The organism is Paenibacillus algorifonticola (assembly GCF_000971975.1).
GTDB classification, from domain to species: Bacteria; Bacillota; Bacilli; order Paenibacillales; family Paenibacillaceae; genus Pristimantibacillus; species Pristimantibacillus algorifonticola.
The window spans coordinates 171,330-187,928 of record NZ_LAQO01000019.1; the positions used below are offsets into that span (position 1 = coordinate 171,330).

Consider the following 16,599-nt stretch of genomic DNA (forward strand, 5'->3'; position numbering starts at 1 on the left):
TTTTATTGTAACCCAATTTTCCCAAACTGACAGCATCAGAAGGTGACAAATTGTTGAATGGCTTAATGAAAAAGCCCTTGTCCATCACTCAAGGAGCGACAGGCAAGGGCTGATCATTAATCGGCTTTTCGTTAACGACGCATGGCGGTTAATTAATGATCGCTGCTGCGGCGGTTGTTATCGGAGCGTCCGGCTTCATACGGCGTGCTGACGGGAATGAACAAGTCGATAATCCCGATAACGAGCGCAGCCAGAATGGCACCCAGCCAAGTGACCGAAACGCCGCCGACGATGAATTGGGCAAGCCAGATAACGATGGCGCTGGCGACGAAGCCGACGATGCCCCGACCAAACGGTGTAACCTTTTTGCCAAAGATCGCTTCGATAATCCAGCCCAGCACGGCAATGACGATAGCCAGCATTAAGGCGCTCCAAAAACCGCCTACGCTGAACTGTGGCACAATCAAGCCCACCAGCATTAACACAAGAGCTGCTACGATGAACCGAACAACATGCCCTAGAAAGCTCATGTATACTACCTCCTCAAATGATTTGAAATCCTTCATTACGGCCTGTGATTATCAACGGATTTTACATGTCGACCAGGCTGGATATTGTGATTCCTTCGTATTGTAGCCAGTTTTCGCCGGAACATGTATGGAAGGTAACGTCATGTCGTGCATCAAAGCGCCGATTCGGCTATAATATAAGGGCGAGAGGAGTGTTACGTTTGGATAGTAAAATATTAACAACACTTGAATTTCACAAAATTATACATAAATTGACACAGCACGCAGCGACATCGCTCGGCAAAGCGGAAGCGGAAGAGCTTGCGCCAAGCTCCGATTTGGAAACGGTTAAGCTGATGCTTCAAGCGACAGACGAGGCTTATAAGGCAGACCGTCTTAAGGGCAATCCGCCGTTTGGCGGCATCACCAACATCAGCAGCTCGCTGCACAGATCGCGTATTGGCGGCACGCTGAATCCGGTGGAGCTGATGGAAATTGCCTCGACGTCCAGAGGGGCTAGGCGGGTTAAGCGGCATCTGGAAAATCTTCATGATGATGATCCGATTCCTTTGCTGCATGAAACGTCTGACCAGCTCAGCGAGCATAAGGAGCTTGAGGATGCGATTTTTGATTGCATTGACGATCAGGGTGAGGTTATGGATAGCGCGAGCGTCCAGCTCGCTTCGATTCGCAGGGAGCTTCGCGGAGGCGAATCGCGCATCCGTGAGAAGCTGGAGCAAATGATCCGTTCTTCCTCGGTGCAGAAAATGCTCCAGGACGCCATTATTACGCTGCGCAGCGACCGTTATGTCATTCCGGTGAAGCAGGAATACCGCTCGCATTTTGGCGGCATTGTGCATGACCAGTCTGGCTCGGGCGCTACGCTGTTTATTGAGCCGGAAGCGACGGTTGTCATGAACAACAAGCTGCGTGAGCTGAGAGCGGCGGAACTGCGTGAAATCGAGAAAATTTTGCAAATGCTGACGGCCAAAGCGGCTGAGCATGTAGAGGATTTATTGTATAATCAGGAGCTGCTCGGCAAGTTGGATTTTGCTTTTGCAAAGGCGCGACTTGGACATGAGATGAAGGCTACGCTGCCGCGCATGAATGATCGGGGCTTTCTGAAAATCAAAAGAGGACGTCACCCGCTCATTGCTGCGGACAAAATCGTTCCCATTGATGTCGAGCTTGGCAATACGTACACAGCCATTATCGTAACGGGACCGAATACAGGAGGTAAAACCGTCTCACTCAAAACGGTAGGTTTGCTCAGCTTGATGAGCATGTCCGGTTTATTCGTTCCGGTAGAGGACGGCAGCCAGCTTTGTGTGTTTGACGCTATTTATGCCGATATCGGGGATGAGCAAAGCATTGAGCAGAGCCTTAGTACGTTTTCCAGCCATTTGGTCAATATTATTCGCATTTTGAAATCCATGACGGCGAAAAGCCTGGTCCTGCTCGATGAGCTAGGCGCAGGCACCGACCCGGCAGAAGGCTCGGCGCTGGCGATTGCGATGCTGGAGCATATTCATAGCTTAGGCAGCCGCATTATTGCGACGACCCACTACAGCGAGCTTAAAGCGTATGCTTACAACCGCAAAGGGGTCATCAACGCAAGCATGGAATTTGATATTGCCACGCTCAGCCCGACTTACCGTTTGCTAGTAGGGGTTCCAGGCCGAAGCAACGCCTTTGCGATTGCAGAGAGGCTTGGCCTGAGCAAAACGATCATAGATCATGCGCGCGGCGAAGTCAGCGAAGAGGATCAGCGTGTTGAAAATATGATCGCTTCGCTCGAAGCTGACCGATTGAATGCGGAAAGCGAGCGCCAGACGGCGCAGTCGCTGAGGCAGGATATGGAGAAGCAGCGTGGACGGCATGAGGCAGAGCTGCGCAAGTTCGAGGAGCAGCGCGACAAAATGCTTGAGAAGGCACAGGAGGAAGCGCGCGATGCGGTTGCAAAAGCGCGTCAGGAAGCCGAAAAGATAATTTCGGATCTGCGGAAGCTGGCTTTGGAGGAAGGCGCTTCTGTCAAGGAGCATAAGCTCATTGAAGCCCGCCGCAAGCTGGATGAAGCGGTGCCTGAGCTGCATAAGAAGCAGAATCGTCCTTCAAACGCCGGACAACAGAAGGCAGCCCGCAAAATCGAAGCTGGAGACGAGGTTATGGTCTACAGCTTGAATCAGAAGGGGCTTATCGTCGAGGTGCACGGAACGGATGCAACCGTGCAGCTCGGCATTATGAAGATGAAGGTAGCGATGGCCGACATGGAGCTAATCAAGCCAGCTGCCCCGCTGAAGCAGCAGCCTAAGCAGGCAGCCAGCGTGAAACGCTCCAGAGATGAAAATGTGAAGATGGAGCTTGACCTCAGAGGCTCGAATTTAGAGGAAGCACTCATGGAGGTTGATCAATTTCTCGATGAATCTTTCCTCTCCGGCATCGGTCAGGTTTATATTATTCATGGACATGGCACAGGCGTGCTGCGATCAGGCATACAGCAATATTTGCGCAAGCACAGCCATGTGAAAAAATACCGCTTGGGCAACTATGGTGAAGGCGGAGCCGGTGTTACGGTTGCTGAGCTTAACTAACTAGGCGCGCTGCGGCGACCGTGCCGCAGCCATAAAATGATTTTCGCGATTCGGTTAAAGGAGGGTAACGCCATGAGCAATGCGGTCGATGTGCTGCTTGACAATTCCTATTTGGCAATGCTGCTTTATATATCCATCGTGGTGCTTTCGCTTCTTGTTTTTTTATGGGTGTTCGAAGTCGTTACCCGCTACAATTGCTGGAAAGAAATTAAGAACGGCAACGTTGCTGTAGCGATGGCGACGGGCGGTAAAATTTTCGGCATATGCAATATTTTCAGATTTTCGATTGAAGCGAATGATTCCATTTACCAAAGCATGATTTGGGGTGCATTCGGTTTCCTTATTTTGCTGGGCGCTTATTTCCTATTTGAGTTTTTAACGCCTGTATTTCGTATCGATGATGAAATCGAGCGGGACAACCGGGCTGTTGGCTTGATTGCTATGATTATTTCCGTTTCACTTTCGTATGTCATTGGCGGTGCCATTGTGAGCTAGAATGCAGGAGGATCGACATGAAATATTTATGGGGAACATTGCTGACACTCGCCATTGTTTTTTTTAGCATCGGGGTTTATTACGTAATTAACAATTAAATTGGGGGCAATCAAGCATGGAAGAGCAAGTTGTATGTCCGTGGTGTTTGACGGAAATTGTATGGGATGAGGAAATCGGTCCCGAGAAGCATTGTCCGCATTGCGAAAATGAGTTGGATGGCTACCGCACGCTGCAGTTCGGCGTCGATAATGATCGGGATGAGGAAGATGAGCGGGAAGAGCCGGAATGGGAACAAGAGGACGGCAGCAGTCAGGGGGCGCTTAGCGATTGGGATGAGTCAGATGAAGGCTTCCGCAGAACGCATCGCGACTGGATTGGCGCGCAAGGCAAAGTGCAGCAAATCATTAATGAGCAGGAGGAAGCGCCTGAATGCCCTTCTTGCCGGGAATATATGCTGGAAGCAGGCAAGCAGACCATCCCAGCAGGCTCGTTTGAGCCGACGCTGCATCCTGCATTGGGCCAGCCGCTGCTGCAACCACCCTTTGAGCTGAAGCTGTATGTATGTCCGTCATGCTTCCATACCGCTACCCAATTGAGCGGAAATGACCGTGAGCGTATGCTGCGGGCACTTGCTTCTGAAGAATAAAGAAATATAGCCGGAGAAGTTGTCGGTGACCTGTATGCTAAAGGTTGCTGCACTCGCTCCGGCTTTTTTATTACACCCCGAATTTTCCTTAACCTTTAAATGGCAGCAATCACAGCGGCATGGGTGAGACGCAAGTAGGGAAACGTATGACTACTTAAACAAATGCGGGGCAGGAAGCCAGGTTGAAAGGTATGTCGGGTTTTGCTGCCGGGGAAGGGGTACGAAGATGAGACAGGACAAGGGTGGCTTTAGGTCTGGTTCTGGTTCCGGTGCAAAAACACAGATGCCAATGGGGCCTTTCGGTCGGCAGACACTGCTGAGGAGGGAGCCGACAGGTGGGGTGTTAGATAAGCAGGCGATACTGCTGCTCGCTGTACAAGCGTTGTTTGGCATTGCGCTGGCGCTGTCCGGGACGTTCGTTCCCATCTATTTATGGAAAGCGAGCTCCTCGTATATGCTGGTCGGCTGGTTTACGATGAGCCAATATTTAACATGCGGTATTACCTTTTGGCTAGCGGGAAAATGGGTTAAGGAATATAATAAAATGAACAGTCTCCGCACAGGCATCGTGCTGTCGGGGGCTTTTTATTTCACGGTGCTGTTGCTGGGCCGTCAGGCGGCGAGCTTTATCATTCCGCTTGGTATATTGAATGGCATAGCGCTTGGTTTATTTTGGGTCGCATTTGATGTCATATATTTTGAAATTACCGAGCCGGACAATCGCGACCGCTTTAATGGCTGGTCCGGGCTGCTTGGCTCGGGAGCGGGTATTTTGGCGCCATGGGTATCGGGACTGCTCATTACCTCAATGCGCGGCGAGCGCGGCTATCAAATTATTTTCAGCGCATCTCTTGTCATATTAGGCTTGGCTGTTGTACTAAGCTTCTGGCTCAAGAAACGCAAGCAGGAGGGCAGGCGTTATAACTGGCGCCATGGCTTCCAGCAGCTTGCCGTCCCCGGCAATCCTTGGCGCAGAGTGCTGCCAGCCGTCGTGGCCCAAGGGGTGCGGGAAGGCGTATTTCTGTTTTTGGTCGGCTTGACGGTCTATATCGCGACGCAAAATGAGGCCAAGCTGGGCAGCTTTACGCTGATTACCTCTTTTGTAGCGCTAATTAGCTTCTGGCTAGTTGGCAAAAGACTGTCCTCGCGCAATCGCAAACGGGCGATGCTGATCGGAACGATTATGAATGGTCTGGTCATATTGCCGTTGTTCTATAATGTCAATTTTACGACTTTATTGTTGTTTGGTATTGGAACATCAATCTTTATGCCGCTTTACATTATACCGATGACGTCAAGGGTGTTCGATTTAATAGGGGAATCGCAGACAGGCGGGGGTGAACGAGAAGAATATATCGTATTGCGGGAAGCGGGGCTGACGTTCGGTCGAGTGCTGGGGCTTACCGGATATTTGATTGTGCTTACGCAAAATAATTCCCCGCTGGCAGTCGTTTGGCTGCTGTTCATTGTAGGCTCTGTGCCGATTATTGGCTGGTGGCTCATGAGGCCATTGCTGGATAAAGAAACAGTATGATTTGAACTTTATGATTGATGGGAGCAGGAGGAGTAACAGAAATGCCGAAAATCGTATCAAGCATCATTGATTTAGTGGGCGAAACGCCTGTTGTGAAGCTGAATCGTCTGGCGGAGGAAGGCTGCGGAGATGTTTTCGTCAAGCTGGAATATTTCAATCCGAGCGGCAGCGTCAAGGACCGCGCAGCGGCTTCCTTGATTCAGGCTGGGGAGCTGAGCGGCGCCATTAAGCCGGGTTCTACTATTATAGAGCCGACGAGTGGAAATACCGGTATTGGACTGGCAATGGGAGCGGCGGCAAAAGGCTACAAGCTCATTCTCATCATGCCGGATAATATGTCGGAGGAGCGTATTAAGCTGCTGCGCGGCTATGGTGCGGAGGTTGTTTTGACACCAGCGGCGCAGCGGATGCCTGGCGCTATTGCGAAGGCGCGCGAGCTTGCGGAAAACATTCCGGACAGCTTTATTCCCAATCAGTTTGAAAATCAAGCAAATCCTGACGCCCACCGCGGCACGACAGCAATGGAGATCTTGCAGCAGATGGAAGGGCGTCTTGATGCTTTTGTCGCCTGCTCGGGAACTGGCGGTACCATTACGGGAACAGGCGAGACGCTGAAAGCCGTACTTCCGAATTTACATATTGCTGTTGTGGAGCCTATGGGCTCGCCTGTACTGTCCGGTGGAGAGCCAGGGCCACATAAGCTGGTGGGGACAAGTCCCGGCTTTGTACCTGCAATTTTGAACGTATCCATCTATGATGAGATCATCCAAGCGGCGGACGATGATGCCATAGATATGATGCGCTCGCTTGCGCGTCAGGAAGGGCTGCTGCTCGGTCCATCTTCCGGCGCTGCCGTATGGGCCGCTTTTCAGGTGGCGCGCCGTCTGGGAGCTGGCAGCAGAGTGCTGTGCATGGCGCCGGACACAGGTGAACGGTATTTGAGCATGAATTTATTTTAAGAAAAATGGCTACCTCGCTTCTTTAATGAATCTTAACTTTAAGGCCAGCTACGCTTGCGGCCTTCTCTGTATGCTTCCAATTTTTTAACGCATCCTTGACGATCAACCGCTTTTCCTTTACATAGTTCAAAATGAATGCGGGCTCGCTCAAATACGTATTAAAGCTGCTTTTTCGGGTATAATCCTCTTGAATCGCCGGCGTCAGCTTGCTGTATAAAGCTTTAACGTTCCGCTCCACCTGTTCCTCCGTAAATGCTGTTTGCAGCAGCCGGATCAGGATGGAGCGGTATTTGCGTTTGTAGGCCGGAATGGCTAATAACTTCCTAGTTAATGTGTTATACCCTTCTATCCGCACCAGACCGCTTCCGCACGGCTTGCCGTAGCAATTTCTTCCCCAGGTACCTTCATAATCCCAAGGGATAATCCGGAATTTATCCGTTTTCGCATGCTCATACAACGCATAGTTCTGATCGAAGCCATCATAGTTTCCCGTCAGCACGGCGCCGGCCAGCCATAGCAAATATTGATTGACATCGAGCCGCTTTGCGGTCCAAGTGTTCCACTGCAAGCGGGTGTTGCGTTTGCGATTCAAGCCGCCGACGAACCGAATAAGGCGCAGCTGCGCCAATGCAGGCCCTGTAACTAGCTCATAGCCGTCAAAGAGGGAAGCTTTTCTGCGCTCCGTAATGGGATCAATCAAGCTGAAGTTCGCGCTGTCATTGACCGCATAAATTATGGAGCGGCAGCTGATGCCTCTTTTGCGGAAAAATCTTGGATCAACAGACTCAATCTCCAAATAGACGCCTTGCGATACGCCATTGATGACGAGCAAAATATGCCGGGTATGCGGCGAAGGCACGCCAATCTGATTGAAAAACTGGAAGGATAGCGCATTGCGTATCATAGACGGGTCATCGAACTCGGCGTTCCAATGCAGCGTCAATCCCGACTTCGTTCTCACTTCATAAGATTTTTTAAAATAGTTCCTCGTATGGCCACCGCGATAGCCAAACGATGCTTCCATTGATTTGCCGTTCATATTGAACTGAACCGGCTGGAAAACATGGCTCCAGGAATCTTCCTGAAGCTCCAGCATATGATCAGGCTCAATCGTAATTTCTCGAATCGGCAGCGAATGGGTTGCCATCAGTTCCACCTCCTGCAGGCAGATCAGCCTACCGTCCTCAGATAGGCTTTTGCTGATTTACCTTATTCCGCCGCAGGGTGTTTTGCTACTGCTGACGCAGCAATTCTATGAATCTTTTTCTAGTTATTTGCTTATATCGGAAATAAATAGTTATTAATCTAGTACCTCTTATATGAGGGATACATATAAATGTATTATAAATCGTCTCCCATGACAGATGAACGGCATCAAGCGCAGGAGGGATGCTCGCTTACTCAACCAACACGGCCATGCAATAGCAGGGACAAGGTCAATATCGTTAAGGTTTGGATGTAAATCTAGCGAGGCTAATTAAACATTTGGAGGGATTTTAATAAGAATTATTGCTGCAACTATGTAGGTGGAGAACAGCTCGAAAAGCAATGGCACTAAAACATTTCTTGAAGGTTTAGTCGGACAATATGTGAAAATCAACCGCGGTGGACCAGAATCCCTTCAAGGCACGCTTGTTGCCGTGAAAAACGACTATTTGGTGCTTTGGACCAAAGAAGGCATCGTCTACGTCAGCACGAGTCATGTGAAAAGCATTACCGATTTCCCTAGCAACAAGAGCGGAGGCTGCAAGCCAGACTATATTAAAGCTTCCAGCTTTGTCGGCGTAATCCGTGCGCTCAACCATAAATTTGTGCAAATCAACTGGGGCGGCCCGGAGAAAATCGAAGGCTTTATCGCCGAAGTTGGCAACACATCCTTGTTGTTGGTCGTAAATCGTGAAGTTGTTCAAATTCAATTGTTACACATTAAAACAATTAAGCCTCTTGGACAAAACACTTCCCGTGGCGACCGTTCCGGCGGAAACCGCAGCGGTGGCAACAGCAACAGAAGCCTAGTTGAAAACCGAGCTAGGCACATGCTGCCGAAGCCCGTTCTTCCTTTAAAAGTAAATCGGCAGAAAGGAGATAGATTATATGAAAAATCGCCATCCGCTGTTTGACCAGCAAGTTGAGTTGGACATATCGGGAAAGTTTGCCCCCATTCGCGGCAAGCTGATTGAATTCGGTCAGGATATTTTAGTGCTGCATACCGGTATGCAGTTTGTTTATGTGCCGCTCATTCATTTGCAGCAGCTGCGTCTGTCCAATAGCAAATTTGAGCCATTCGAGGTGCCGGAGCTGCCCTTCGAGGCTTATAATGAAACGGTATCGTACCGTAAAATTTTGATGAACGCCAAGGGGATGTTTTCGGAGCTGTACATTACTGGAAATCAATCGATCCATGGCTACGTAACGACGGTTATGAATGATTACTTCGTGTTTTATTCCCCGATTTACCACACCGTTATGGTGTCTCTGCACCATCTGAAATATTTGATTCCTTACAATCCCAACGTCACGCCGTATATGCTGACCCCCGAGCAGTTCCCGTTAAGGCCTTCGCCAGTCACATTGTCCCGAACATTCGATCAGCAGCTGCGCAAGCTGATGGGTGAGTTCGTTGTGCTTGATTTGGGCGAGAATTCCCATAAAACCGGTGTCCTCAAAGCGATTGACCAAAGGATGCTTGAGCTGTCCACAGCGAACGGAGCCTCGGTATTTCTCCATTTTGACCATGTGAAAACGGTGCATCTTCCTTAAAGTCACACTAGCCTCCACAAAGCTGTAAATTGAAGGTGAAAATGCCTATTAACCTTGCGATAAGGAAATAGGCATTTTTGGTTTGTTTATTTGGAAAAAGCAGCCATACATAATTATTGGGAGAGTGATCCATAATACGTAAAGGTTGACATGAAGTCAGTCATTCAGAGCAAGGAAGCATGCTCTGCCGCTTTATCAATCAAACGAAGGTTCAGGAGGAGGAATTTAAATGCTACAGCCAATGACTGCAAAAGAACTGGAGTATGTCGCAGATTCGATGTCCAACGAGGACTTGTTGATCAAGCAATGCACAGCCGTTTCTGTCGGAGCAAGCAACCAGCAGCTTCGCCAAATGTGCTCGCAAATGCTGCATACGCATCAGCAGCATTATCAGACGCTGCTGCACACGCTTCAGCAGCATCAAAGCATGGCGCCTACACAGCCTCAGCAGTAAGGATCAAACTCAGCAACGAGACATAAGGAGGAAAAAGAGATGCAACAGCAGTATGCGCAATCGATTTTGCCGGAAGAGGATCTGGCTTACACCGTACTTAGTGATTTGAAACGCGTAACCCGCGAATATGCAACGGCGGCGACGGAGGCGGCTTGTCCTGATATTCGCCAAATGTTTACCAACCTGCTGAGCAGCACGCTGAAAATGCAAGGCGAACTGTATCAAGTCATGCAGTCGCTAAACATGTACAATCCCGCATCCCCTGTGCTCAGACAGGAGATCGACAAGCAGTTAAAGGAATACCAGCAAACGCAGCAAAAAACGTCGCAGTTTTTGCAGCAGCGTATGGGCGGCCAGCCTCAGGGTATGCAAGCGGGCTATGGCCATATGGTGCAGCAGCAGCAACAGCACAACCAGCAAAATTCCCATCAGCCCTATTACATGTAAAGACCCTTCGGGGTCTTTTGTTTTTTTCTTTGCAGGAAGCCCGGATTCGTTGTAATATGAAGGTTAATAACTTCAGGTTTGCTGGAAGGAGTATATGATGAACGAATTGCAACTCAAAGTATTGGAGCTGCTCAAGGAAGACGCCAGACGTGATGCGGATTTAATCGCCACTTTGCTAGGTGCTCCCGCTGAGGAAGTAAAGCAGGCAATAGCCGAGCTTGAACATAATCATATTATTGTAAAATACGCGACTATCGTGAACTGGAGCAAGGTAGATGACGAGAAGGTAACGGCGCTGATTGAGGTGCAAATTACACCTGAGCGCGGACGTGGCTTCGAAGGTATTGCCGAGCGCATTTACTTATATCCGGAAGTGAAATCCGTTTATTTGATGTCCGGAGCCTACGATCTGCTCGTTGAGATTGAAGGGAAAAACTTGAAGGAGGTTGCCTCCTTCGTATCGAATAAGCTGTCCCCGATCGATGCTGTATTATCCACAAAGACGAACTTTATTTTGAAAAAATATAAACAGGATGGAATTATCTTCGAGGAGCATGAAGGTGACGATCGTTTGATGATTTCACCGTAAGAGGTGAATGTGATGATTAAAGAAGAGGAAGAGCTGGTACGGACGAAGGTGAAGCGTCAAGCGATGACTGACTATTTGACCCCTTCTGTCCAAAATATTAAACCATCGGGTATTCGTCGTTTTTTTGATTTGGTCAATACCCGTAAAGATGTCATTACTCTTGGCGTTGGCGAGCCGGATTTTATTACGCCATGGCATGTTCGTGAAGCGGCTGTTTATTCGCTGGAAAGAGGCAAGACGCAGTATACGTCCAATGCGGGCCTGCCTGCTCTGCGCGAAGCGATCGGCCAATATTTAAATGACCAATTCCAGACGCCATATGATCCGGCCAGTGAAATTCTCGTAACCGTTGGCGGAAGTGAAGCGATTGATTTGGCGCTGCGGGCACTAATTGTGCCAGGCGATGAAATTTTAATTCCTGAACCTTGCTATATTTCCTATTCTCCTATAACTGCGCTTGGCGGCGGTGTTCCCGTTGGCATTGAGACTTTTGCTGAAGAAAAGTTCAAGCTTAAGGCTGAATCGCTACAGGCTGCTATTACTCCGCGTTCCAAGGTATTGATTTTATGTTATCCGAGCAATCCGACGGGCGGCATTATGACCTATGAGGACTGGCTGCCGATTGCCAAGGTGGTCGAGGATAACGATCTGATTGTCATCTCAGATGAAATTTATGCCGAGCTTACTTACGGAACGAAGCATTGCAGCTTCTCGGCGATGCCGGGCATGCGGGATCGTACCATTCTCGTCAGCGGCTTCTCGAAGGCATTCGCTATGACGGGCTGGCGGCTTGGCTATGCTTGCGGACATCCTGATCTCATTGCTGCGATGCTGAAAATTCACCAATATACAGTCATGTGCGCTCCGGCAATGGCGCAATATGCTGGTGTAGAAGCGTTGACCAGAGGATTGGAAGAGAAAGACCGGATGGTCGATGCTTACAATCAGCGTCGCCGCCTTGTTGTGAAGGGCTTTCGCGATATCGGGCTGGAATGTCATGAGCCGGAGGGAGCGTTTTATGCGTTTCCGTCGGTTAAGGCGACTGGGCTTACATCTGAGAAATTTGCCGAACGCCTGCTTGAGGAAGGCGGCGTAGCAGCTGTTCCAGGCGATGTGTTTGGCCTCGGCGGTGAAGGGCATTTGCGTTGCTCCTATGCAACCTCGGTTTCGAACTTGGCTGAAGCGCTGGATCGCATTGGCGGCTTTGTCCATAAACTGAAGCAGGGCTAAACGGGAAATTCAAAGAGCAATGTTCTTTAGTATTTTTAACTGGCTATTTTTGAGCAATAGGCGGCATTCCAGTTCGAGCTGGAATACCGCCTTTTTTGTGCTGCACGCGGGCAGATTTCTCTGGAGAAGGCTTCGGCAGAGGTGGCCGTTTATGGTATAGTGTATAGTAGCTTTTTAAAAGCAGACGGCAGTGTGATGAGAGGGGCAAGGTTGAGCCATGAGATTATATACGCGTACGGGAGATAGTGGAGAAACGGCATTAATTGGCGGACGTGTCCGCAAGGATGATATTCGGGTGGAAGCCTATGGCACGATTGATGAGCTGAACTGCTTCGTTGGGCAGGCGGCTGCGGAAGCTGCGCAGCATGAGCAGCTCGCGGAGATGGCAGCGCTGCTGGTCGATATTCAGCAGGAGCTGTTCGATTGCGGATCTGACCTTGCTTATGCAAGGCCGGGAGCACCGCTTAAAGTGACGCCGGAACCGGCAGAGCGGCTGGAGCAGATCATTGACGTATACATTACGGAGGCGCCGGAAATTACTCGGTTTATTCTGCCTGGGGGAAGTCCGTTGTCGTCGCTGCTGCACGTATGCCGCACCGTATGCCGACGGGCTGAGCGCCGCGTCGTGACACTGGCTGCGGATCATCCCGCTAACCCCGAGGTGACGAAATATTTGAACCGCCTGTCGGATTTCTTTTTTGCGGCTGCACGTGTGGCGAACGCCAAGCTCGGCGTGCCGGATACCGAATATATTAGAAGCAAGGAAGTATTCCGGAAACGGAAAAAATAATGGATGCGGGCGATTTTATGAACACCGATGGAATAATGGATATGGATGCTAATTATTATAAGCCGCTGATCGTCGTCGTGCAGGCGGAGGATGCGGGGCTGTCGGTGCGCGCCTTAGTAGAGCGCAAGCTGGGCGTATCGCGCAGCCTGCTGTCGCGGGTCAAGCTGACGGAGCATGGCATTACGGTCAATGAGCAGCGTGTCTACACGACCGCGACTGTTGCGGAAGGGGATATCATTCGTATTCGGATGGAGAAAGAGACGTCGGAAGATATTTTGCCGGAGCCGATCCCGCTGCAAATTGTGTATGAGGATGAGCATTTGCTCATTCTCAATAAACCGCCAGGCATTGTTGTGCATCCGACGCATGGGCATTATACAGGGACGCTCGCCAATGGGGTTGTGTATCATTGGCGGGAACGTGGCGAGAAGGTCCGTTTCCGCCCGGTAAATCGCTTGGATGAGGATACATCCGGACTTGTTGTCATTGCGAAGAGTCCGTATATACACCAGCAATTATCCGACCAGCTTCAGGCAGATGCCATTACGAAGCGCTACGCGGCTTTCGTGTATGGTGTTCCGCCCGAGCGGGCAGGTACGATTAATGCGCCGATTGACCGTGATCCGGATTCGCCGCATGTCCGTATTGTGACGCCAGAAGGCTATCCTTCGGTTACGCATTATGAGGTTGCGGCGGAGTACGGGGATGGCGCTGCATCGCTCGTTCGGCTGCGGCTGGAGACGGGACGCACGCATCAAATTCGCGTGCATATGAAATATATCGGCTGCCCGTTGATAGGCGATGCCATGTATGGGCTGCCGCCAGAAGCGGGCGAGCTTTGCGCAGCATGGGAGCAAACAGCTGGCAGGCAGGCTCTGCATGCGGAGATGCTGGGCTTGACGCATCCGATGACGGGGCAATGGATGGAGTGGCGCGCCGAGCTGCCAGAGCAGCTAAAGCGGCTGAAGCAATTGCTGGAGCAATAGCAAGGAAGCGAGCCAGCAGCACCTATATAAATAAATGGAACAAGATGCGACTAAGTCGCCCATTATATCAATGGTTCAAGCTACGGAGGAGAACGTTAATGAGTGCAAATACATGGCAAGCGGGGACGATTACCGTCTATCAATATCCCAAATGCGGAACGTGCCGCAATGCGGTGAAATCGCTGCAGGCGAAAGGCAATAAGCTGGAGCTGAGGCATATTGTGGAGGAGACGCCGACGGCGGAGCAGCTCAAAGAGCTGGTCAAGCTCAGCGGACTGGAGCTGAAAAAGTTTTTCAACACCTCTGGCGACGTATATCGCGAGCTTGGGCTGAAGGACAAGCTTGCTTCCATGAGCGAGGAGGAGCAGCTTGCCTTGCTGGCTTCGAACGGCATGCTGATCAAACGCCCGATTGCGACGGATGGCACTAAAGCAACGGTTGGTTTTAAAGAAGAGCAATATGAACAGGAATGGAATGGGTGAGCGCAGTATGACAACAGGAAAGTGGCGTTCCAATCGGCTGGACGAGCTCGGCTCCTCCATTTTTGCCGAGGTCATTCAGTGGAAGAAGCATGCTAGAGCTTCAGGCATGGATGTGATTGATTTAGATATCGGCAGTCCGGACAAGCCGCCTTCAGATGCCGTCATGCAAGCACTTGGCGCTGCTGCGCTTCGCCCGAATCAGTATGGCTATATGGGCACGCGGGGCAGTGACGCTTTTCGCAAAACGGCAGCAGAGTGGATGGCGTTTCGCTTTGGCGTGCAGGTAGATGCAGAGGCGGAAATGCTTTCTTTAATGGGCTCGCAGGATGGGCTGGCCCATTTGGCGATGGCGATCTGCAACGCGGGGGACGAGGTGCTGCTGCCGAACCCGGGTTATCCGATTTATGCGGGCTCGCTGGCGATTGCCGGCGTAAAGCCGATTTTTTATCCGCTGACGGCAGCGGGTGGATTTCTGCCAGATGTGGAGGCCATCACGGAAGAGGAATGGCGTCGTGCCCGGTTTATTTTGCTCAATTATCCAGGGAATCCGGTATCTGCTGTAGCGGATATGGCGCTGTTTGACAAGGTGCTGGAGAAGGCTCGCAAATACGATGTGCTCGTTATTAACGATGCGGCCTATTCTGAAATGGCATTTGACGGCTTTGAGCCTCCTAGCATTCTTTCTGCCAATGGGGCGATGGAACGCGCGATTGAAATTCACTCTTTATCGAAGAGCTTTAATATGGCAGGCTGCCGCATCGGCTTTGTGACAGGCAACCGGGAAGCGGTTGGCGCACTGCGCGAGCTGAAGGAAAATATTGATTACGGCATCTTTGCCGCCGTGCAGGAGGCGGGCGTTGCGGCGCTGAAAGAAGCGATGTCCAAGGCAGCTCCTCCTAAAGTGGGGCAACTGTATGAGCGCCGCCGCGATGTTTTCATCGACGCGCTTCGTGCAGGAGGCTGGCAGGTGGAGAAGCCTAAAGCGACGATGTTTATTTGGGCAGCGCTGCCGACTATGGAGTGGACGCATCCGGATGGGCCTTGGACGTCGCGTCTGATTGCTCGTGAACTGCTGGAGCAGACGGGTGTAGCGGTCATTCCAGGCGAAGCATTCGGCAGCGAGGGCGAAGGTTATGTGCGTCTGGCGCTTGTGGTGGATGAGGCGCGGCTGCTTGAGGCAGCGGAGCGCATTGGCCGTTTTATTCGCGGCAAAGCACGAGTACATCATCGTTCAACAACATAGAAGAGAAAGAGGGAGAGCATATGAACGAGCAAAAATTGCTGCTGGTCGATGGCATGGCGATTCTGTTTCGGGCTTATTTTGCTACGGCATATAATGGCTCGATTCGCAGAATGAGCGACGGGACGCCGGTAAATGCGGTTTACGGCTTTGTGCGCTATTTTATGGATGCGGTCAAAAAGTTTGAGCCTACGCACATTATTTGCTGCTGGGATATGGGTAGTACGACGTTCCGTACCGGCCAGTACGAAAATTATAAAGCGAATCGTCCAAGCGCTCCGGAGGATATGATTCCGCAGTTTGAGCTAGTGAAGGAAGTAGTTACAAGCTTTGGTGTGCCAAATATTGGCACGGTTGGATACGAAGCTGATGATTGCATCGGCACGCTGGCGAATCAGCATAAGGGACAGTCGCATGTTTATATTTTGACAGGTGACCATGATATGCTTCAGCTCGTCGATGAGCAGGTATCGGTTATCATTATGAAAAAAGGCCATGGCAATTATATGGTATACAATCCGGAAATGCTGCTTGAGGAAAGACAGCTGACTCCCGCACAGGTCGTGGATGTTAAGGGACTTATGGGCGATACGACGGGGAACCTGAAGACTTTGGGAAAATTCATTGGGAATAGAATTGGGATTTATAACATCCCTTATGCAGTTTGAGGTCAGAGGGGGAATAACTTTCTAGAAGCATGATGACAATGTATGGGGGGATTATAGTTTTAGAATGTTTAAGATAATAATGCTTATTTAAGATGAGATCTGAAGAAAAAATATAATTGATTAATAACCGCTACTCATCATAGAGAGGGGTGGATTGTCAACAGTAAATCAGACAACTTTTTTAAGGGCTTCTTGGCGATACTGAACAGGCGTCATATA

Annotated in this window: 17 protein-coding genes and 1 pseudogene; 16 read left to right on the plus strand and 2 right to left on the minus strand. The window is 50.3% G+C overall.

Annotation, left to right across the window (positions count from 1 at the left end; translation table 11 throughout):
- Positions 1-152: 152 nt before the first annotated feature.
- Entirely contained in the window at positions 153-530 is a 378-nt protein-coding gene (locus WH37_RS23630; protein WP_046233079.1) for a phage holin family protein, read from the minus strand.
- 200 nt (positions 531-730) lie between these two features.
- Between WH37_RS23630 and WH37_RS23635 the strand changes: the two genes are divergently transcribed.
- From WH37_RS23635 to cysK, 5 genes are all read left to right on the plus strand, one after another.
- Positions 731-3,100 (plus strand): endonuclease MutS2, encoded by a 2,370-nt coding sequence (locus tag WH37_RS23635; protein WP_046233080.1) that lies wholly within the window; start codon positions 731-733, stop codon positions 3,098-3,100.
- A 72-nt stretch (positions 3,101-3,172) separates the two neighbouring features.
- Positions 3,173-3,595 carry a DUF350 domain-containing protein gene (locus WH37_RS23640; protein WP_046233081.1) on the plus strand — a complete coding sequence of 141 codons (423 nt, stop codon included), beginning with the start codon at positions 3,173-3,175 and terminating at the stop codon, positions 3,593-3,595.
- 115 nt (positions 3,596-3,710) lie between these two features.
- Positions 3,711-4,241: a hypothetical protein gene (locus tag WH37_RS23645; protein WP_046233082.1), complete on the plus strand. Its 531-nt coding sequence runs from the start codon at positions 3,711-3,713 to the stop codon at positions 4,239-4,241.
- Positions 4,242-4,467: 226 nt separating this feature from the next.
- The gene (locus WH37_RS23650) at positions 4,468-5,775 is read left to right on the plus strand and encodes an MFS transporter (RefSeq protein WP_143088599.1); all 1,308 of its coding nucleotides are present in this window, start codon (positions 4,468-4,470) and stop codon (positions 5,773-5,775) included.
- Between the two features lie 41 nt (positions 5,776-5,816).
- Positions 5,817-6,734 carry a cysteine synthase A gene (cysK, locus tag WH37_RS23655; RefSeq protein ID WP_046233083.1) on the plus strand — a complete coding sequence of 306 codons (918 nt, stop codon included), beginning with the start codon at positions 5,817-5,819 and terminating at the stop codon, positions 6,732-6,734.
- 22 nt (positions 6,735-6,756) lie between these two features.
- On the opposite strand, the gene WH37_RS23660 is transcribed toward cysK, so the two are convergent.
- On the minus strand, positions 6,757-7,881 hold the full coding sequence (locus WH37_RS23660; RefSeq protein ID WP_046233084.1) for a CotH kinase family protein: 1,125 nt from the start codon (positions 7,879-7,881) through the stop codon (positions 6,757-6,759).
- A gap of 379 nt (positions 7,882-8,260) precedes the next feature.
- Between WH37_RS23660 and WH37_RS23665 the strand changes: the two genes are divergently transcribed.
- From WH37_RS23665 to WH37_RS23715, 11 genes and pseudogenes are all read left to right on the plus strand, one after another.
- Positions 8,261-8,854 carry a hypothetical protein gene (locus WH37_RS23665; RefSeq protein ID WP_052737170.1) on the plus strand — a complete coding sequence of 198 codons (594 nt, stop codon included), beginning with the start codon at positions 8,261-8,263 and terminating at the stop codon, positions 8,852-8,854.
- Complete coding sequence (locus WH37_RS23670; RefSeq protein WP_046233085.1) at positions 8,829-9,494, plus strand: hypothetical protein; 666 nt, start codon at positions 8,829-8,831, stop codon at positions 9,492-9,494. Before WH37_RS23665 ends, WH37_RS23670 begins: the two co-directional genes overlap by 26 nt.
- A 229-nt stretch (positions 9,495-9,723) precedes the next feature.
- Positions 9,724-9,948, plus strand: a complete 225-nt coding sequence (locus WH37_RS23675; protein ID WP_046233086.1) for a hypothetical protein — start codon at positions 9,724-9,726, stop codon at positions 9,946-9,948.
- A gap of 39 nt (positions 9,949-9,987) precedes the next feature.
- On the plus strand, positions 9,988-10,395 hold the full coding sequence (locus WH37_RS23680; RefSeq protein ID WP_046233087.1) for a spore coat protein: 408 nt from the start codon (positions 9,988-9,990) through the stop codon (positions 10,393-10,395).
- A 97-nt stretch (positions 10,396-10,492) separates the two neighbouring features.
- The gene (locus WH37_RS23685; protein WP_046233088.1) at positions 10,493-10,984 is read left to right on the plus strand and encodes an Lrp/AsnC family transcriptional regulator; all 492 of its coding nucleotides are present in this window, start codon (positions 10,493-10,495) and stop codon (positions 10,982-10,984) included.
- Between the two features lie 12 nt (positions 10,985-10,996).
- Positions 10,997-12,214: an aminotransferase class I/II-fold pyridoxal phosphate-dependent enzyme gene (locus tag WH37_RS23690; RefSeq protein ID WP_046233089.1), complete on the plus strand. Its 1,218-nt coding sequence runs from the start codon at positions 10,997-10,999 to the stop codon at positions 12,212-12,214.
- 217 nt (positions 12,215-12,431) lie between these two features.
- On the plus strand, positions 12,432-13,004 hold the full coding sequence (locus WH37_RS23695) for a cob(I)yrinic acid a,c-diamide adenosyltransferase (protein ID WP_046233090.1): 573 nt from the start codon (positions 12,432-12,434) through the stop codon (positions 13,002-13,004).
- Positions 13,005-13,021: 17 nt separating this feature from the next.
- Positions 13,022-13,990: an RluA family pseudouridine synthase gene (locus WH37_RS23700; protein ID WP_231594338.1), complete on the plus strand. Its 969-nt coding sequence runs from the start codon at positions 13,022-13,024 to the stop codon at positions 13,988-13,990.
- A gap of 98 nt (positions 13,991-14,088) precedes the next feature.
- Positions 14,089-14,472: an arsenate reductase family protein gene (locus tag WH37_RS23705; protein WP_046233091.1), complete on the plus strand. Its 384-nt coding sequence runs from the start codon at positions 14,089-14,091 to the stop codon at positions 14,470-14,472.
- Positions 14,473-14,479: 7 nt separating this feature from the next.
- Positions 14,480-15,715, plus strand: coding sequence for an aminotransferase class I/II-fold pyridoxal phosphate-dependent enzyme (locus WH37_RS23710; RefSeq protein WP_046233120.1), 1,236 nt, complete (start codon positions 14,480-14,482; stop codon positions 15,713-15,715).
- A 20-nt stretch (positions 15,716-15,735) separates the two neighbouring features.
- Positions 15,736-16,314, plus strand: a pseudogene (locus WH37_RS23715) (5'-3' exonuclease); the annotation flags it as partial.
- Between the last annotated feature and the right edge of the window lie 285 nt (positions 16,315-16,599).